Origin of the sequence: Nodularia sp. LEGE 04288, assembly GCF_963896525.1 — a bacterium.
GTDB lineage: Bacteria > Cyanobacteriota > Cyanobacteriia > Cyanobacteriales > Nostocaceae > Nodularia.
In genome coordinates this window covers 1-20228 of sequence record NZ_CAWQOY010000176.1, presented here as the reverse complement: position 1 = coordinate 20228, position 20228 = coordinate 1, and the positions used below count along the sequence as shown (strand labels likewise).

General features: G+C 43.7%; 13 protein-coding genes. 4 read left to right on the top strand and 9 right to left on the bottom strand.

Annotated elements, in window-relative coordinates:
* Positions 1 to 106 precede the first annotated feature (106 nt).
* Positions 107 to 640 (top strand): hypothetical protein, encoded by a 534-nt coding sequence (locus AACX33_RS25565; RefSeq protein ID WP_193998161.1) that lies wholly within the window; start codon positions 107 to 109, stop codon positions 638 to 640.
* 71 nt (positions 641 to 711) lie between these two features.
* Positions 712 to 1080, top strand: a complete 369-nt coding sequence (locus AACX33_RS25560; protein WP_193998383.1) for a pentapeptide repeat-containing protein — start codon at positions 712 to 714, stop codon at positions 1078 to 1080.
* Here AACX33_RS25560 and AACX33_RS25555 read toward each other — a convergent pair.
* Positions 1077 to 1892: a DUF1838 domain-containing protein gene (locus AACX33_RS25555; RefSeq protein WP_193998162.1), complete on the bottom strand. Its 816-nt coding sequence runs from the start codon at positions 1890 to 1892 to the stop codon at positions 1077 to 1079. The two genes, AACX33_RS25560 and AACX33_RS25555, sit on opposite strands and share 4 nt — an antisense overlap.
* Before the next feature lie 54 nt (positions 1893 to 1946).
* Positions 1947 to 3134, bottom strand: coding sequence for an AbrB family transcriptional regulator (locus AACX33_RS25550; protein ID WP_193998163.1), 1188 nt, complete (start codon positions 3132 to 3134; stop codon positions 1947 to 1949).
* 233 nt (positions 3135 to 3367) lie between these two features.
* On the opposite strand from AACX33_RS25550, the gene bchI reads away from it, so the two are divergent.
* Together bchI and AACX33_RS25540 are read left to right on the top strand one after the other, a co-directional pair.
* On the top strand, positions 3368 to 4492 hold the full coding sequence (gene bchI / locus AACX33_RS25545) for a magnesium chelatase ATPase subunit I (protein ID WP_193998164.1): 1125 nt from the start codon (positions 3368 to 3370) through the stop codon (positions 4490 to 4492).
* A gap of 87 nt (positions 4493 to 4579) precedes the next feature.
* Positions 4580 to 4867: a hypothetical protein gene (locus tag AACX33_RS25540; protein ID WP_193998165.1), complete on the top strand. Its 288-nt coding sequence runs from the start codon at positions 4580 to 4582 to the stop codon at positions 4865 to 4867.
* Positions 4868 to 5190: 323 nt separating this feature from the next.
* Here AACX33_RS25540 and AACX33_RS25535 read toward each other — a convergent pair whose 3' ends face one another.
* The 7 genes from AACX33_RS25535 to AACX33_RS25505 form a co-directional block, all read right to left on the bottom strand.
* Positions 5191 to 6282, bottom strand: coding sequence for a nucleotidyltransferase domain-containing protein (locus tag AACX33_RS25535; RefSeq protein WP_193998166.1), 1092 nt, complete (start codon positions 6280 to 6282; stop codon positions 5191 to 5193).
* 110 nt (positions 6283 to 6392) lie between these two features.
* On the bottom strand, positions 6393 to 8669 hold the full coding sequence (locus AACX33_RS25530; protein ID WP_193998167.1) for a caspase family protein: 2277 nt from the start codon (positions 8667 to 8669) through the stop codon (positions 6393 to 6395).
* Positions 8670 to 8802: 133 nt separating this feature from the next.
* The gene (locus AACX33_RS25525) at positions 8803 to 12471 is read right to left on the bottom strand and encodes a CHAT domain-containing tetratricopeptide repeat protein (protein ID WP_227789357.1); all 3669 of its coding nucleotides are present in this window, start codon (positions 12469 to 12471) and stop codon (positions 8803 to 8805) included.
* Positions 12472 to 12709: 238 nt separating this feature from the next.
* Complete coding sequence (locus AACX33_RS25520; protein ID WP_193998168.1) at positions 12710 to 14845, bottom strand: S8 family peptidase; 2136 nt, start codon at positions 14843 to 14845, stop codon at positions 12710 to 12712.
* 324 nt (positions 14846 to 15169) lie between these two features.
* Positions 15170 to 18325 carry a CHAT domain-containing protein gene (locus AACX33_RS25515; protein ID WP_227789356.1) on the bottom strand — a complete coding sequence of 1052 codons (3156 nt, stop codon included), beginning with the start codon at positions 18323 to 18325 and terminating at the stop codon, positions 15170 to 15172.
* A 154-nt stretch (positions 18326 to 18479) separates the two neighbouring features.
* On the bottom strand, positions 18480 to 18995 hold the full coding sequence (locus AACX33_RS25510) for a tetratricopeptide repeat protein (protein WP_193998170.1): 516 nt from the start codon (positions 18993 to 18995) through the stop codon (positions 18480 to 18482).
* A gap of 67 nt (positions 18996 to 19062) precedes the next feature.
* Positions 19063 to 19728, bottom strand: coding sequence for a response regulator transcription factor (locus AACX33_RS25505; RefSeq protein ID WP_193998171.1), 666 nt, complete (start codon positions 19726 to 19728; stop codon positions 19063 to 19065).
* Positions 19729 to 20228: the final 500 nt, after the last annotated feature.

Sequence of the window (20228 nt, the reverse complement as noted above, 5' to 3'; positions counted from 1 at the left end):
AATGACAAATGACAAATGACAAATAATGACTTTTCTCTCAACCCGGAAAGCAAGTCGAAATTATGGAATATATAGCAGTAAGCGACCAAAAAATTTTGCTGTGCGAATGAGAAATTGGGCTGCGACGATTGTACTAACTTCTGCTTGGCTGATATCTGGATTCATCGCTTCTCAAGCCTTGGCTGTAGCAGATCATCCCATAGCGTCTTCTCGGTCAATCTCTGAGTCAAGCAACATTAGACCGATTACCGCCAGTCAAGCTGAATTTGGAGTCCTGAGAGTTGATGCCAAAAATCAAAGTACATTTACTCCTACCACCAGAGTAGTACTGTATCAGGGTGGTAAATACGGTTGGCGGATTCAACTAAAAAATTACAAGGGTGAGGTAACATGGCGAGAAACGCTGCGATTACCAAAACCTCCAGAAACCTGGGCTACAGACGATGGTCAAACTTTGTCCTTATCAGCTGATGGTAATGAAGCTGTAACAACTCGGACAGTATTCACAAATGATGGCAAAATTGAGAACTTCTGGACAATGGTTCCTGGCGATCCTGGTGGTAAACATCAAATACAGGTTTACATTGATAACCGTCTCATAGGTTCCTTCGATTTTGAAGTGATTTCTCTGAGAAAATAAACCTCCGCGCCCCTCTGCGTTGAAAACCATAGCAGACTATCCTAGAAATAGAGATTTCATCAATGAAACTCATGGATGCTCAGGAATTAATCCGACGTTATAACGAAGGACAGAGGTATTTTACCGCCGCCCAGTTAACTGGAGTCAAGCTGATTGGAGCCTACTTACCTGGAATCAATTTGTGGGGAGCCGACTTGAGTCGAGCTAATCTAGCTAAAGCTAAACTTTGGGGAGCCGACTTAAGTCAAGCTAACCTAGCCAATGCGAACTTAACTAGAGCTAACTTGTGTGGCGTTAAACTGAATGAGGCAAATCTTCGGGGAGCAAAACTCAATTTAGCCAAGTTTTATGGAGCTAATCTCAGTGGGGCTTACTATGATGAAAGCACCCGATTTTCTCGTGGTTTTGACCCCAAAAGTCACAATATGCAGAAATTTTAATCCTCTTCGGCTTCGGGAAGCGGGAAAATTTCGCCAGCCAAGTAAGCCTGAAAGTGTTTTTGGAAGTACAGCCAAGATGTCATATCTTCCCCATCTAAAACGGCTTTTGGAGCTTGCTTGTACAGAGGAACGCGGGTATTAATTTCATCTTGAAGCAACTGGGGTAATTCTGTGAAACCATTTACTTTACTTCCCGAAGCACTGTAAATGAGATAACCAGAGCGCTCGCCCATTTTCATCCAAGGCAACCATTGACCAATTCTATCCCAACCCAGTCTCAATTGAGACACTGAAACCAGTTCTGAGTTAAATAAATCTACTGTTGGTACAGCTAATTTGAATAATTCCGTAGCCTGATAAATTGCATATGGGCTATATTCAGCAAACTGGGGATTTTCGGCTAATGGATTTGGATATGTGGGAAAAATATCAAAAACGAAGGTTGTAGTGTCTCCCTCAACTTGTGCGGGAAATTTGCCTTGAAACTGCCCCTGCACCGGATTATTAGCAACGTGGATCACAGGCACTGTTTCACCTGTCCAGGGGTTCTCCCAGTGCCGCAGAATCTCATCGGTTTGTGGATCTAGGTAGTAAGTCAGTTCCCTGGATGTAAAATCCCAACTACCTTCTGCTGTGGGAATGCATCTACTCACGCTGACCCCCGACATTTTAAACAGCAATTTTCTTTTCTCACCAGGGATAAAACTGTAAATCTTACCTGTCCAAATCAGGAATGTAGATTTAGTAGGGTCAAGGGAAGAACGGGTTTTTACCCATTGCTGGGCATCTAATTCTTGAACTTGGGCAACCATATCCGGTCTCCTTAGTCATTAGTCATTGGTCATTGGTCATTGGTCATGGGATTATTAAACTGGCTCTGATAGATGACTATCAAGACGGCGAAACAAAAATATCCACAGTGGTAGGGAACTATTAATGGCAATCAGTCGGACTAAATGACCGGTTGTAACAATTTCTACATTATGATTTAATGCCAAGGACAAAAGGATCATTTCTGGCGCTCCTCCTGGTGCTGTAACTAACAAACAAGTTAACCAGTCCCAAGAGGTTAATTGCATGGCCAGCATAGCAGCGATCGCACCCGCGACCAAGGTCATGCCTACAGACATAAAAGCATAACCTACAGCCCTTTTGCCAATATTAGGTTTATCTCCCCAATACTCACCAATGGTAATTCCCAGCAGCAGTTGACCGAATAATTTGATGACTGCTGGCGGACTAAAATTCAGATCACCGAACACAGGTAGCCAATGCACCACAGAATTAAAAGCTAGACCAACTACTAATGCACCAAAAAACTCGGCTGCTGGCATTTTACACAATCCAGCCAGATAAACTACTAATGTGGTGATTAGCAGTGCCAAGAAGAGTAATCCTATTTGATCTGGATCAAAACTCAGTAATCCCACTGCGACAGGTAATGTTTGAGGGCTGAGAACACTATCAACTGATGTCCGAGCAATGAACGGAATAAGTAAGACTACAGAGGTGACACGGATTGCCTGAACTAAAGCTACAAGGGTGACATTTCTATTGTAATCAGCAGCAATAGATGACATGACTCCCACACCGCCGGGAACTGTCGCCAACATTGATGTTAATAAATTGGTTTGACTCAAGCGGGAGTATAGGTAGCCAATGCAGCTACCACACACCAGTAAAAATAAAGTGAGAAAAATAAATATAGGAATATCAGCAGCCAGACTGGTTAAATCGCTATTGCTACTTGATGCACCGACAGTCAAGCCGACAAGTGCCATTCCCACCTTTCTCGCATTTCGATTAGGCTTGGGATAATACTGGTATAAAATCCGAGATCCTTGTAAAACTATTGCACCAGAGGCAATTCCGCCAAATATCCAAGCAATTCCGCCTACGTGTAACTTGACTAAGACTAAGCCCAAAGGTATAGCCAGCAGTAGTTCTAGGCTGAGGATCAGGAATAATTTCACATATGACTGTTGTGGGGTAACATTTTCTTTTTCATGAGTGGGTAACTTTTGGGTGGGAGTAACACTGAGGTTTTGATTCATCGAAAAGGGCTGTTTATATTAATTTAACTATGTACTCAAAGTAACGTGATTCACTAGAACGCACATCTGCTAAATTCCAGTTATGCAGGCAATAAAAACCAAAAAAATTTTCTCAAATTCCCCGAAGTTGCAGGCTGATTTCAAATTACTAACCCCCTTTTGTCCGTTCTTCCACCCCCTAACTGTGGCACAATAAAAAATTGTAATAAGAAAAATATTGTTAAGGTAATTTAGTGACTCCAACTGCTCAATCCCCGGCAAGTGCGCGTCGCGTGGTATTCCCATTTACGGCAATTGTGGGCCAGGAAGAAATGAAACTGGCGCTGCTGTTGAACGTGATTGATCCCAAAATCGGTGGTGTAATGATTATGGGCGATCGCGGTACCGGCAAATCCACGACTATCCGGGCGCTGGCTGATTTGTTGCCAGAAATCCCCGTGGTTGCCAATGACCCCTTCAATAGTGACCCCAACGACCCCGACGTGATGAGTGATGAAGTTCGCCAAATGGTTGAACAAGGGGCGGAAATTCCCATAGATCACAAAAAAGTTCAAATGGTAGACTTGCCATTGGGGGCTACAGAAGACCGAGTTTGTGGCACTATCGACATTGAGAAAGCTTTATCTGAAGGTGTAAAAGCTTTTGAGCCGGGATTGCTGGCTAAGGCTAACCGAGGCATTCTTTATGTAGATGAAGTCAATTTGCTCGACGACCACTTAGTAGACGTGCTACTGGACTCCGCAGCCAGTGGGTGGAATACTGTAGAACGCGAAGGTATTTCCATTCGTCACCCAGCACGTTTTGTGCTTGTAGGTTCTGGTAACCCGGAAGAAGGTGAACTGCGTCCCCAACTGCTAGACCGCTTTGGGATGCACGCCGAAATTCACACGGTGAAAGAACCAGCTTTGCGGGTACAGATTGTGGAACAGAGGGGAGAATTTGATCAAAATCCTCCCGTATTTCTGGAAAAATACCAACCTGAACAAGAAGCATTGCAACAAAAAATTGTGAATGCTCAAAATTTGTTGCCAAAAGTGACACTTGACTACGACCAAAGGGTAAAAATTTCGGAAATTTGCTCAGAACTAGATGTCGATGGTTTGCGTGGTGATATTGTTAGCAACCGCGCCGCCAAAGCATTAACCGCATTTGAAGGTCGTACCGAAGTCACGCTTGATGATATCAAACGCGTGATTACTTTATGTCTGCGTCACAGACTGCGGAAAGACCCCTTGGAGTCAATTGATACTGGCTACAAGGTACAAAAAGCTTTTGCGCGAGTTTTTGGTGTGGAACCACCAGAAGATGATGCTGCACAAAAAAACGGCGTAGGTCAAAAGTTAGGGGCTAGAGGTTAAAAGCTTTAAGTGTTGAGTTGTGAAAAACCACTTCATGACTCAGCACTCAGCACTGAGGAAGCACTTAGGAAGCACTGAGAACTAAATATGAGATTGTGGAATTTTTGGTTAAACAGCTTTATTTTAGCTAGTCAATACAACCCACCCAGGTTTGTAGAGTTATTGATGCTCATGGTGGCGATCGCTATGCTCATCATCGCGACCATTTTACCAGATATGCCTTATTTAGTCTTGGGTTTGAGCCTGGTGGTGGGAGCATCTATTTCTATCTTAGTCCGGGAAGCGATCGCACCCTCACCCCAAACACGAGTTACCCAATTCACAGCCTTATTATTGCTTTTCATTAGTATCTACGGCTTTGCTGATTTGCTGTAAATTCTTTAATTTTCTAGAGAGCAATATAGAACCTCACCCCAACCCTCTCCTTCTCCCAAAGGGAGACGCTACGCGAAAGTAAGGAGAAGGAGCAGGAATCTTGTTTCTTCCCTTTACAAGCTACGGTGTACACACATCCTTATCCATAAAGGGTTTCCCGCCCTAAAAACAGGATTTAAGCGGAAATCCAGTTCCCCTCCTCGCTTGCGGGGAGGGGCTAGGGGTGGGGTGTTATGGCAAAAAAAAGCAATTTCCTGACTTGTGTGTACACGGTAGCCTGACTAAGAAGAGGGAGCAGGAATTTTATTTCCCCCTCATCCCGCTCATTCCCACCCTTGCATTTCTACCAGTTCCATACACAAATCATTAATTTGCTCTAAATCAGGTTTAGCCGGTAAAGTTGATTTCTCGTAAACAATATCCATTTGACTAACCAAATCTTCTGCCATTTTCATCACTTGTTCATAGGAATAATCACCCCTCAAAATAGCTTTCAAATCTTCAACATCACCAGCGATTCTTCTATCTACAACTATTTCTCCGCGCTGTAATATTTCTAGTCCACTGCGTAATAATCTAATGCAGTGCATTCCATGCTTCAGGTCAAAACCCGACTTTCTTTCCATTTCCGCCCTAGCGGGATTTCTGTTTTCCTGCCAAGATATGTAAGCTTTCCACTCTCTTAAAGCTATTTGATAATTTTGGCTTTTTTGCAGTAAGCGAATAAAATCTTTGCGGCTATTGGTGAACTTTTGGGTATATTCCAAAGTTTCATCAGGTAAAGTATATTGTTTCAATACTCCTTTAAAATCAATATCTGCCGTCAGCAACTTATATAATTCTTCGGCTTCTTCTAAAAACTCAATTCTGCCTCTAATTAAATGATAAAGATACTCTAGAAAAGCGTTTAGCTCATCTTTAATCAGCGGTTCTTCCTCTTCTATGCCAAAATCAGATGGGAGTGGTTTCTTTTGTGGGGGATTTAACAACCATTTGCGATGGGTTTCCATCTTTTTGATTTGAGCAAAAGCATAACCAGAATAAGTATGCTTGACCTTTTTTGTTAAAAATATTTTTTTGTGCTTAATTAACTGTTGACCAACTGATGTTAAAACAGGATAATTTTGCAACCACAGCAATTCTAAAATATTGGGATTTGCTCCTGCTAATAACTGAATTATTTTTTTTAATTCATAGATAACTGTGTCCTGGTTGTCATCAATAAAGGGAAATATTCCAGGTTCATCCCAACCAGTATCTTGTTGTTCTATGCGGTCAAATCCCAAGTAATATCTCTTGGGTGCAATAAATACTCCCCGAAAATCCCAGTCTGACTCAGGACGATTTAACCCATAACCGTGGCTACCAGATAAACCAATCAAAATTGTTCTTTGTTCAACTTCTATTCTTTTCATATCTATGGGTTAAGAGTTACTAGAGATAGCTATATCGCCCATCTTTTTACGAGGACTGGGTTATTACAAAGAGGTGCAAGACATGACTAAACCCCATATCCTGCTTCCAATCAACTGATGACTTCAAATGCGATCGCCATTGCTGCTAATCTTTCAGTATCAATACCGCGAACTCCCGCTGGTAGTGGTATCCGTTCCACATTAATCCCGCCGCGAGTCCCTGCATCTAAGTCATCAAGTAAATTATTAGTTAAACCCAAAAATTCATCATTCACAGAAATAGGACTACGTGTGTTTTTCAGACCTCTGCTTTCAGCAATTTTCTGTAATGCTTGCAGGGAAGTTCGCAGAGGCGTTGTACTGGCAATAATTAATGCTTCTGAGATGCCAAAAGGTTCGACAATAGTCAGTTTAAATCCATCGTTTGCTAGGGGAATTACCCGTTTTTGCGAAGGTTGTATCAATGTCGCACCTTCTACAGCCGACCAATCAAAGGGAAAAATTACATCCATATCCCCAGCCGCATCAATTACCAAAATAGTAACGTATAGTGGACGAGACTCGTTATTTTCCACCTGAAAAGTAATCTCAGTACCTGTTGGTAATTTTGGTATACCAGAATCAGCAGCATTCACAAGAGAAACTGGTACTGATTGATTTGTCTCTTCCGTGAGTTTTTTCACCGCACCACGAGGAGTAAAAGTTTCACCAATTAATTTTTGATTATCAGCCAGATTCATAGAAGCAGTAATATTGATTCGGGATGAATTGGTGTTACCTAGCATTTGCTTGACAATTCTGGCGGCTAGCAACGAACGCAATTTGGGTTGTAAACGCTGCACAGCCTCAGTCACAGTTTCCTTGGCTTTACCAAAAGAATTAGAGATAATTTGGTCTAGACTTGGTAAAAATAACCCAAAACTATCCACTTCTGGCAAATTAGATATGCCATTTTTTTGCAACTCTTGATACTTAGCTGTATTCATCCGACCAAAGATATATTGCAGTTCTTGCTGTCCCACTGGTTTGGGTTCAATACGTGGCAACTTTTGCAGAGCTTGTCTTGCCTGTTGTGCTGTGTTACTTTCTAGAGAGCCATCAATCCCAATTTTCAAAGTCAGATTATCAGGAATACTACGGATACGCTCTTGTAATATTGTTCCCGGTTGTACCGTTCCCCCCTGGCGTGTAGTCGTTTGCAGAGTGCCTTTACCGACTAAACCTTGACGAGAATTTAACTTAATTAATCCTCTTTGACCACCAGTAGGATCTAAAGCGATGAAATAGGGATTGTTGGTGAAGGCTTCTAAGCTGCCTAAATCCAGCCCCCCCAGCCATAAATCTACTTCATTGCCCCTAACTTGAGTAATTACAGCCTCAGCCGGGAGTGTTCGCTTGGGGGTAAAATAGACGGGTGCATTAGCATTTTCTTGGCTCAGATTTGTTTCAATTTCTGGGTTTTGGATAATCCCTTTTTCCCAAGCTAAACTGTTCGTACTTTGACGAACACTCAAAATTGCTTGACTGACAGGTTCATTACCAGCACGTTGCCAAAGATACTGAGTGAATAAATAGCTAAATGCACCTGCACTAAAATCCCCAAAAGGAAAATCAGCTGCGTATTGTTCCCGTCTAGCGCTAGCAATTACCACTCCTTTAGCAATATTTTCTCTACGTTTTTTGATAAAATCTTGGGGAGACATCCCCAGTTTTCCCAACCACTGACGCTGCTCATCAAGTTCCCCTTGACTAGGTTGGAGAAGAGAACCACCATCAATAGACCGCACCCGGAAAATTCCCCGCGTACCACCACCAGAATGACAACTATCTAAGACAAAAGTGACATTTTCTGTTTGCAACGCAGACATGAGTAAAAACAGCGTATGTCCCATAATGTGTTGCACCTGGCCACCTTCATAGGGATATCCCAGTGGTAAATCACCATCCACAGGAACCAGCGTACTGTTAAGTTTATCTGGGGAATCGCCGTCAGGGTCTTGGACTCGCGAACCGTGACCAGAGAAGTGAAACACCACCACATCCCCCGGTTTAGCTTGTTTAATCAGATGTTCTTCAAAAGCCGTGAGGATATTTTGACGAGTAGCCTGTTTATCAGTCAAAGTCAGGATATCTTGGGAGCTAAAACCAAAACGGTAAGTTAATAACTCCTTCTGCATCAACACATCATTAACACAGCCAGACAAAGGTACAATATTACCAGAATACTGATTAATACCCACTAAGAGCGCCAGTTTACGGGGTGTACTTTGGGCGAGAACTTGACCAATGCGATCGCCCTGCTGCATAATATCCCACTGGCTGATACCTAGAGTTGCTAATGCAGAACCCGCAAATTGCACAAACTGACGGCGTTTAATGTGAGACATAGTGATTTTTAATTGGGGATTTGCTATTTATCTATACTTCTGGCAGATTTGAGGTTATGCAACTTTCTCCTCTCTTTCTCTGCGCCACCCTGCGGGAAAGCTTTCAGCTAACTGCGCCTCTGCGTGAGACAAATCAACGCCATTCACCTTGAGAAATAAACCCAGACCAAAAATAGGGATTACGCCATCTATCTTGTTCCCACATCTGCAATTGTGCATCACGCAGAGCCACATTCGGCGATTTACCCGACTGCAACATTTGCTGATAAAACTTCTGCATCAAATTTGATGTACCGTTATCATCCACCTTCCACAGAGAAACAGCTAGACGTTCCGCACCTGCATACATTAAACCCCTGGTCAAGCCCACCAAACCCTCACCGTTGACATCTTGACCTAAACCAGTTTCGCAAGCACTCAGCACCACCAAATCAGCAGGTAAATTGAGGTTAAAAATGTCACCCAGTCGCAGATAGCCCCGGACTGGTTGACCAGCTGTGTCTACTAAAGAAAGAACAATACCGGATAATTCTGGGTTCTTGGGGTCAGCGAAACCGTGGGTAGCAAAATGTATATATCGATATTCAGCCAGACCTTGACTTGTAGCCCAATTGAAGTTAGCGTCAAAATCAAAAGCTTGCAGTCGTTCTTTGGGTGACACCAGTTGTAAAATCGCCTTAGCTTCCTCACCTGTAGCAGGGAGTCTAGACCATGTACCAAGATTGAGATTGTCAGCAGCTCGTTGCAGAGCAGATTCATCTAAACTCAAATTGAGATCATTTTCAGTATTCTGGGATTTACCTTTGATTCGGGAATCATTAGGGGAAAAAACTGGGTCAGCCAGGACAGCTAAAGTTTTTGGGGCGCTGTTGCGACCTTTGAGGGCTGTTCTTTGGGTAGCAATAGCGGTCATGGAAGGTAAGTGGACAATTTCATGGTTGATGAGTAGCGGTTGGTAATTCACCTCTTCTTTAGTTCCGGCTTTGGTTAAATCAGCTAAAGCTGCAAAGGGAATCACTTGCAAAGCACCATCAGCCACAATTACTAAGCGTTTATTACCCAATTTATCGGCAACTGGCGACAAAATCATTTGACTGAGTTTCAGCGCCGCCTCAATATTTGTAGATTTGCTGATACCAGTCGGACTGACTGTAATTCCTCTTTGGGAGACAAGTGAATTACTGGGATTTTGTAATAACTTATGGAATGTTTGGGCTGCGGCTTCTATTTCCGACCGTTGAGGGAGTTCGTAGCTATGGATAGAGTCGGGAGTGACAGCCCAGAGATAGCTGCGGTCTTTACCCAAGGAATATTGCAGTAATACAGTATCTTGATCTAGTTGTTGCTGAATTTGACTTAGTGTCAGAGGTTGGGGATATATCAGGTCAGCATATTTGGGGCTAGTGGTGCGGATTTTGGTTTGGAGTTCTTTTTGTTGATTGAGCAGGTCGTCGATTTCTGTTTGTAATTCTTTTACTAAGTCTGCATAGGTAGTATCTTGAATTTTGGGACTATTGACGATTTCAAAGCGCTGTTTTTCTCTCGCATCAATTAATTGCAGCAAACGCTGTTCTTCTGCTAAGAGTTTGGGGTCAACATCTTTCCGAATCTCTGCGCGGGCTTCGGTTAACAGTTCGACTAAACCCCTAGCGCGGGAGCGTTCGCTGATGTGCAGTGCTAATGCGTTGTACCCTTGGTCAGGTTTTTGCTTGTGCAGTTGCATCAGCAGGTCGGTATAGAATTTATAGTAATTCTGTACAGTGGCAAAGTAAGAAGTCCGCAATTCTTGACTATCTATTTTGGTGCGTAAATCTTCAATAATTTGCACTGCGGCTTGAATTTGGGTGAGGGCTTGTTGCAGGTTGCCTTGGTTGCGTTCTAAGTAAGCCATGTTGTAAAGAGCGGTGGCTTCCCCTCCCCTGTCGCCTACTGCACGTCTTAGGGTGAGGGCTTGGTTGTAGTATTTGAGCGCCTCTTGCTTTTCTCCCAATAAGTCGTAGACACCGCCAATATTGTTGAGGGTGGTGGCTGACCCTTGCCTGTCGCCCACGGCACGGTATAGGGGTAGGGCTTGGTTGTAGTATTTGAGCGCCTCTTGCTTTTCTCCCCATGAGTTGTAGACAATACCAATATTGTTGAGAGTGGCGGCTTCTCCTCGCCTGTCGCCCACTGCACGGAGTAGGGGGAGGGCTTGGTTGTAGTATTTGAATGCTTGCTGTTTTTCTCCCAAATCGTCGTAGACTAAGCCAAGATTGTTGAGAGTGGTGGCTTCTCCTCCCCTATCGCCCACTGCACGGAGTAGGGGGAGGGCTTGGTTGTAGTATTTGAGTGCCTGCTGCTTTTCTCCCAACTCGGAGTAGACTAAGCCAAGATTGTTGAGGGCAGTGGCTTCTCCTCCCCTGTTTTCCACGACACGGAGTAGGGTGAGGGCTTGGTTGTAGTATGAGAGCGCCTCTTGCTTTTCTCCCAAATGGTCGTAGACACCGCCAAGATTGTTGAGAGTGGTGGCTAACCCTTGCCTGTCGCCCACGGCACGGTATAGGGGTAGGGCCTGGTTGTAGTATGAGAGCGCCTGCTGCTTTTCTCCCAAATCTGAGTAGACAGCGCCAAGATTGTTGAAAGTGGTGGCTTCTCCTCCCCTGTCTTCCACGGCTCGGTATATGGGTAGGGCTTGGTTGTAGTATGAGAGCGCCTGCTGCTTTTCTCCCAAATCAGAGTAGACACGGCCAAGATTGTTGAGAGTGGTGGCTTCTCCTCCCCTGTCGCTCACGGCACGTCTGAGGGTGAGGGCTTGGTTGTAGTATTTGAGTGCCTGCTGATTTTCTCCCAAATCTGAGTAGACATAGCCAAGATTGTTGAGTGTGCTAGCTTCCCCTTGTCTGTCGCCCACAGCACGGAGTAGAGGGAGGGACTTGTTGTAGTATGAGAGCGCCTGCTGCTTTTCTCCCAAATCATTGTAGAGAGCGCCAAGATTATTGAGAGTGGTGGCTTCTCCTCCCCTATCTTCCACGGCACGGTATATGGGTAGGGCTTGGTTGAAGTATTTGAGTGCCTGCTGCTTTTCTCCTAATGAGTCGTAGAGAGCGCCAATATTGTTGAGAGTGATGGCTTCTCCTCCTCTGTTTTCCACGGCACGGAGTAGAGGGAGGGCTTGGTTGTAGTATGAGAGCGCCTGCTGCTTTTCTCCCAATGAGTCGTAGACAGCACCAATATTACTCAGGGTGCTAGCTTCCCCTCCCTTGTCTTCCACGGCACGGTATAGAGTTAAAGCTTGGTTGAAGTATGAGAGTGCCTGCTGCTGTTCTCCTAATGATCTATAGACTAAGCCAAAACTGTTGAGAGTGGTGGCTTCCCCTCCCTTGTTTTCCACGGCACGGTAGAGAGCTAAGGCTTGGTTGAAGTATGAGAGCGCCTGCTGCTTTTCTCCCAATGAGTTGTGGACATAGCCAAGTCCCAGGAGGGTCAGGGCTTGTTGATATTTATCATCAATTTGCTGCCAAAGCTTGAGCGCTTCTTGCCATTTCACTATTGCTTGTTGTACTGATTCTGCTGTCCCTTGTCGATAAAATAGCATCCCTTCTTCAAAGAGTTTTTCCGCAGCAGCGCCAGTTGCATCTGGTTGTGTTGTGTCTGATTGTTGTGCTATCTGCAACTGTTTTTTTATCGCTGTTGCTCCTACAGCATCAGATAGCAAAACCACGCTGAGTAATAAAGTTAAACTATAGCGACTTAAATTCGGTAGCAAGTATGAAAAAACTCGAAAAATGTGCTGCTGTCTTGAGTTTTGAACTTGCTTATCCATAAATCTGGTTTAATTTGCTGATTTATACCTACGATTCACTATATCTCTAGTTGTTTTGAGGTTATGCAGTTTTACCGTAATACCCCGATCCCCGACTTCTCTAAGAAGTCGGGGATCTATATCGTCAACGTTTTATGTTTTACTTACGTTACAGGCTAAGGCACGGAAAATCTAGGATGGTGCGTTGCGCTACGCGACAACTACAAAATCAGAAGGGTTATCTTCGGCAGATGAGGAATTAACGGTTTTTTTTCACAGCCTGCACTGCTGCATCTGCGTTAACTAGTCCTCTACCAAAGAGGTGTTGCTGAATTTTTTCTGATTGTGAACCGTAGGATTTGATATCTTCATCGGAGATATTCAGCCCTTGATAACTGGCTGTAGATTTGAGGATATCAGTTAAGCGATCGCGATTCAATACTCTTTTGGGATCTTCTCCTTTCATTAAGGCTACAACTCCAGAAACCGCTGGCGCAGAGAAAGATGTGCCTTCTACCCACCAATATTTACCTCTGGAATCAACTACAGCAGACCAACGGGAGGTGGGGTTTGGTATCCCTTGCCAAAAAGCACTTAGCCAAGTTCCCCCTGTGGCCGGAATTCCCCCGAAAAATCCTGGTGTATCTAAATCGCCGCCTGGTGCAACTACATCTAATCCCAGTCCGTAATTACTATAAGCCGCACGATAACCCCTGATATTAGTTGCTCCCACGGACACGACTCCTGGATAACCCGCAGGATAACCAACTTGGTCATAGTTGGAGTTACCAGCAGAGGCGACAATTACCAATTTAGGATAGGCTTTGAGGATATCGGCGATCGCCTGTTCTTCTTCTTCACTAGGCAACATCGCACCCAAGCTGAGATTAATGATATCAGCACCGCGATCGGCTGCATAGCCCAGGGCTTCTATATAAGTAGCTGGAATAAAACTACCATTTAACCCAAATACCCGCACTGGTAAAATTTGAGCATTGGGGGCTACTCCGATTAATCCTTGACCATCTTTCGGTTTAGCGGCGATGGTTCCACTGACATAAGTACCATGAAATTCGCCGCCGACTCTGCTACTGCGGATTGTGTAACGTAAAATATTGGCGATTGTTTCCAGTGACTCATCTGGGTATGTTCGTCTCAAATTGACGAATTCTCGCGGATATTGCTGGACTAATTTGGCATCGGATAGTTGAAAAGTATCTTGAAATTGTGAGCCTAAAATTGCCAGTTCTGTGGGATTGATCCGAGTCTCTGCATCACCAATTTTACAGGGGTCGGCGCTATTACCACCACCGGAAAAATCCCACCCGTGAACTTCTCCGGGACATTTATCAGATGCTTGCACTTTATACAAACTATCTGCCAAATCCGGGTGATTCCACTGAATCAGACTATCTAAAACTGCCACAACTACACCCCGTCCGCCGTTGCTACGTTTCCAAGCTTCTTTGACTCGGATATCTGTCCGGGGAATCACAGATTTAGTGGCAGCATTTGGTGTTTGTAAACAGCTTTCTAAGGCATCCCAATCAGATATATCCTGCTGTAGACATTGTTGCATCGGTGTGCTATCCAAATGCCAAGATAAACCCAATAAGTTGCTTTCGGGTGAAGTCTGGCTATTGACTTGAGGAACGGTATTAGGGATAGTTTTATTTGGTTCCCATTTTTTCATTCCCTGGACTTGTTGCACTGTCGTTTCCAGATTTCTCTGACTGACAGACTGGACGAAGTTAGGTGAAACAGAATTGATACCTTGAACTGTGCTGAGTTGGTTAGCAACACTGAGGACTTTCGCACCTTCGGCAATTGTAGATTTTACCAAATAGCGATCGCGCTGAAAGCGCAATTTACGGACAACCTCTAGATTATTTTGCTGTAAAATTTCTTTTCTTTGGTTTTCTGATAATTTAGAGTCAAAGCTGAGGATAATTTCGTTAGGTAAAATAATGACATCCTGCTCGTTGCGGCGACTCAGTACAGGTAAGGTAGTCTGCACATAGGGTTGCTGCTGAATACTTTGCTGTACAGCGTTTCCCGCTTCACGTGGCACATTCACCACAGCATAGTTTTCACCTAATGGAGTGACTATTGGTGGTGTAGTCATTCGCCCATTATTGCGCTGTAAATCTTGTTGGAGTTGGAGATATAGAGGTGTGGCCGCCCCTAGATTGCGGGTGGGAGGTAAATCTTTAAAAGAAACTGCGATCGCATCTTGGCGTTGATTTAGCGGGATGCGTTCTCCTTTATACAGGTAAAATAAATCAGCAGATTCCTGGGTTTGAGCGATCGCAGATTTCAGCTTTGGGGTGGAGAATATACCCAAGCCAGACCAAATAAAACCAGTGAGGACAATGCAAGTTGTAATGCGTTTCATAGATTTGTTTCCTTGTTTTTGTAAATTGAGTTAAGCACCCCAGCGGCGGCTACGGTATACACACATCCTGAGCCAGAAAGGGTTTCCAGCGATTTTCGGGTAAATGAACTACATTTTTTTGTGTCACGCAGAGGCGCAGAGGCGCAGAGAGGAATCAAGAGGGAGGTCTAAAATACATGAAAACATGATTTAACCGGAAATCCAGTTCCCCTCCTCGCTTGCGGGGAGGGGTTAGGGGTGGGGTTCTTCACGTTTAATCAGTAATCGGTTTCAACAACACCAAAAATTTTCCCCACTCCCCACTCCCCACTCCCTACTCCCCTCTTATTCCGATTCCCCAATCAAGGTAAATGCAGCCCAATATTTAGGCGAAGGATGTGTTTTCATAGTCGTGAGCATGGCGTTTCTTAAGGAGGTAGCTTTGTCAACATTTTGTTGCAGATTTTTGTAAAATTCAGTCATCAACACAGAAGTAGAATTGTCATCAACAGCCCATAAAGAGACAATCACACTGGGGACACCTGCGCTAATTAAAGAGCGAGATAAGCCAATCACACCATCACCAGTCAACCGTCCGCGTCCGGTGTCGCAAGCACTGAGAACAACTAACTCTGCATTCAGCTTCATGTCAAAAATTTCTTCCGCAGTGAGTAAGCCCTTATCTTCACCAGAGGGGGCTAATGCTATCGCACTTCCCAAACCCCGAAGATCATCAAATATTCCATGTGTGGCTAAATGAATAATTCTGGCTGGGATCATTTGCTGGACAATGGCGGCTTTAGTGGCTTGATTACCTGTAAAAGCTTCAGTTTTAAACAGTGACGCAATACCTTTGGCTTCCTTTTCTGCCCATTCCAAATTAGATAATTGTTGAGATGGTTTTCCTGGTTCCAAGACTACTTTTGGCATAGTCGGATTCCCCACCACCAAAACCTTCCCTTTCCCCACTCCCGATTTTCCAATTCTCTGCTGACGAGTTAAATCTAAAACTTGAATTGATGGGGCGCTGAGGATAGTGTGTTTTTCAATTAAGTATTTGCCTTTGTCATCTTGCAGTGCAGGGAAGGGTACGAGGAATAATTGACTTTGAGGAACGAAAACAACTCTTTCAGTTTCCTTTTTGGGGAGAAGGTCGGCTATGGGTTCAATTAATAGTTCATGGAGTCGGAGTAACTTTTGCTTGGCTTTGGAAGCATCAGGAACAGCCGTGACTTTAATCCCGCGTCCTCTGACACCAATAGATTGACGACTGGTAGTAACAAGTTCTGCCAGAGTTGTATTTTCTTTTTCCCAGAGGGATTTGAGATCAGCTTTGCGGAAATTAACTTCACCTGTGGGTTTGATTACCCAAATATACAGTTCTGATTCTTTGCTTTGTGATTTACCCTGAATCTGGAAATCTTCATGAGTAATTGAATATTGGATCAGAGTAGCATTTTGCGCTTTAGCAATTTGTTGAATTTCTGCGATTTTTGGAGAGGTAGGGAACTGTTGTTTGCTCTCAGAAGATAACCGGGAAGCCAGTAACTCCACAAAAGCACGTCCTCTTCCGCGTTCGGCTATTTCTAAAGCTGCATCAGTTTTATTTTGGGCAATCAGGACTTTTTGTAAATTATTATAGGTGTGATGTTGCGTTTCAAAAATTGAGACTTTTTCACTATCTTTTAATTCTCGACCTCGTAGAGATTCATAAACTTTGATTCCTTCAAGTAGGGTACTCTCTGCTAAAGAGAGATTTCCCTGTTTGTATAAAGCAAATCCTAAATTATTCAGTGATTGACCCTCTCCAAGACGGTCTTTGATTTTCTTAGAGATAGCCAATCTTTGTTGATGGTAATCAATAGCTGTGGGGTAGTCTCCCAAACTATGGTAGGCATTACCGAGATTTCCCAGTGCAATTCCCTCACCAAGACGGTTTTTGATTTCCCTGGCGATCGCTAAAAATTGTTGAAGGTAGTCAATAGCGGTGGGGTAGTCTCCCAAACTATAGTAGGTAAGACCGAGATTTCCCAGTGCATTACCCTCACCACGACGGTCTTTGATTTCCCTAGCGATCGCCAATCTTTGTTGATGGTAGTCAAGAGCGGTGGGGTAGTCTCCCAAACTATGGTAGGCATTACCGAGATTTCCCAGTGCATTACCCTCACCACGACGGTTTTTGATTTCTATAGCGATCGACAATGTTTGTTGAAGGTAGTCAAGAGCGGTGGGGTAGTCTCCCAAGTGATTGTAGGCATTACCGAGATTTCCCAGTGCATTCATTTCACCACGACGGTCTTTGATTGACCTAGCGATCGCCAATCTTTGTTGATGGTAGTCAAGAGCGGTGGGGTAATCTCCCAAACTATCGTAGGCAAGACCGAGATTTCCTAGTGCTGCACCCTCACCACTACGGTCTTTGATTTCCCTAGCGATCGCCAATCTTTGTTGATGGTAGTCAATGGCTTGGGGGTAGTCTCCCAAACTATCGTAGGCAAGACCGAGATTTCCTAGTGCCGCACCCTCACCACTACGGTCTTTGATTTCCCTAGCGATCGCTAAACTTTGTTGAAGGTAGTTAATAGCGGTAGGGTAGTCTCCCAAGTTATTGTAGGCATTACCGAGATTTCCTAGTGCTGCACCCTCACCACGACGGTCTTTGATTTCCCTGGCGATCGCTAAACTTTGTTGATAGTAGTTAATAGCAGTGGGGTAGTCTCCCAAACTATCGTAGGCATTACCGAGATTTCCCAGTGTCTTACCCTCACCAAGACGGTCTTTGATTTCCCTCTTGATCGCCAAACTTTGTTGATGGTAGTTAATAGCAGTGGGGTAGTCTCCCAAACTATCGTAGGCATTACCGAGACTTCCCAGTGCCGCACCCTCACCACTACGGTCTTTGATTGACCTAGCGATCGCCAAACTTTGTTGATGGTAGTCAATAGCGGTGGGGTAGTCTCCCAAACTATAGTAGGTAAGACCGAGATTTCCCAGTGCATTACCCTCACCAAGACGGTCTTTGATTTCCCTCTTGATCGCTAAACTTTGTTGATGGTAGTTAATAGCAGTGGGGTAGTCTCCGAAACTATCGTAGGCAGCACCGAGATTTCCTAGTGCCGCACCCTCACCACTACGGTCTTTAATTTCCCTAGCGATCGCCAAACTTTTTTGATGGTAGTCAATAGCTGTGGGGTAGTCTCCCAAACTATAGTAGATAAGACCGAGATTTCCCAGTGCATTACCCTCACCAAGACGGTGTTTGATTTCCCGGTAGATTTGTAGTGCTTGTTCCCAAGACTGCAATGCCTCCGTAAATTGACTGATATTAAATTGCTCAACACCTTGCTGTAAGAGTCGGTCTGCCTCTGCTGTCCGTGCATCTGGTGTTTGCGCCAAGACCGGCGACATTGGTAAAAAACTAGGTAATTTGGTAAATACAGGCACAGAAGTCGTCAGGATGAAACCAATAAATACAGTGGCGCTGATTTTCCGATAACGCATGGTTGGTATTTGCACTGAGGAGTTGCTTTATAAGCATAGGGGTTAACAAGATATATCTCTTGTGAAGTGAGGGATATGCAAAAAGGGGGGCGAATATCGCTGCTAAAAGCGGATATGAATAAAATTTGCCCACCCCGGTTTTAGCCAAATCGCTTTAACTTTCCTGTATCTCCTCAATGGCGTTATCTGCTTTTTGGGCTAATTCCAATTCTCCTTCTTGTGTGAACAGGGTCGAGGCTTGACGTAAATCAGTGATCGCGCCTGGTTTATCATTTAAAATGAAGCGGGTAACACCTCGAAAATAGTACCCATAGGCCAGATTAGGAGTAATTTCTAAGGTTTTGTCTAAATCATCCTTTGCTGCTTGATAGTTGTCTAAACTAAAATTTACCAATCCTCTACCAAAATAGGCATCACTATTATTAGGTTCTAGTTTCAGAACTTGATTAAAATTAGCGATCGCTTCTTGATAATTCTCCTCATCTAAGTGCTGAAAACCTTGTTCTAAGTATGTTGAAACATCATTTTCATTTTGAGTATCGGCAGTTTGTACTGTGACTTTGGATGCTATAATCGGCTGATTTGCCAATAAATTTATAGCTTCAGCTTTGGGTGTAATTGCCAGTGTGCTGAATACAATCATTGCTACTGCGAAGTTAAATTTCTGCATTTGTTTTGCTCCTGAATTACTAATTAAAACTAATTGTCGATTGATTAAAAAGATTTTGGCGATTCATCTAGTTGATTAATCCCAGTTCCCTGGCTCTAATTTGTGTAATAATCCGCAGATTTTTACCTTGATTTTTCAACTCTTCACAGTCAATATTTAAGGCATTTTGTAACCCATCCCAATAATGACGTACCATGCGTTCTGATACACAAATATTTTGTGCGATCGCTCTATCCTGTAATCCTTCTTGAAAGGCTAAGTTCAAAAGTTTTAACCATACTGGCTTAACTTCTATTTCGTGATAAATTCCTTGAACATCTTTGATATGAGTTAATCCCTGGAAAGACAATTTAACTCTGTGCAGCATTTCTGACTGAGGCAGACTTTTATCTGCTAATATAAACCCTCCTTGGTGTTGATAAATTTCTGATTTGATTTGAATCAAATTATTAATATAATCACTTTGCACCATAATATTTAAATGAGGAAAGTTTTTCATTAAAGTTTGTAACAGTTGTATACCTGTGGAGATTTGTGCTGATACCCCAGGCTTTTCTGGCAGAAAAATATCTGTAATAATCAAGTCAGGTTGTATATTTAACACCTGTTCAAAAGCCTCTTGAGCAGTCGTAGCTGTAATCATGTTGGCTTCTGAATATTGAGCTTTGAGCATGGCGATTGTGCCACTAATACATACTTCATGAAAATCAATTACTACAATTTGTTGACTCATTTTGCTTGACTCGACTTTCAATAATGGGTAATGGGCTAGCCGTGAACGTAGCCAAACGGGAGTAGGGAGTGGGAATCATGCGCTAGTCAGCACTTTCGCATTCTGTATATCTATACTTCTCAGTCCTAGCTAGGTTATGCAAAAATCAAAGTTAAGTAAGTCAATCTGAAAAAACATCAAATAAACCTAACCCCCCAACCCCCTTCCCTCGCAGGGAAGGGGGAGTCAAAGCCTCTCAGATAATAAAAGCTTTTCTACTTCCTTCCCCTGTAGCGGCTACGGTGTACACACATCCCCATAAAGGATTTCCCGCCCTAAAAACAGGATTTAACCGGAAATCCAGTTCCCCTCCTCGCTTGCGCTACTGTATATACAAATCCTGACCCATAAAGGGTTTCCCGCCCTAAAAACAGGATTTAACCGGAAATCTAGTTCCCCTCCTCGCTTGCGGGGAGGGGTTAGGGGTGGGGTCTTATGACTTGTGTGTACACGGTAGCCTC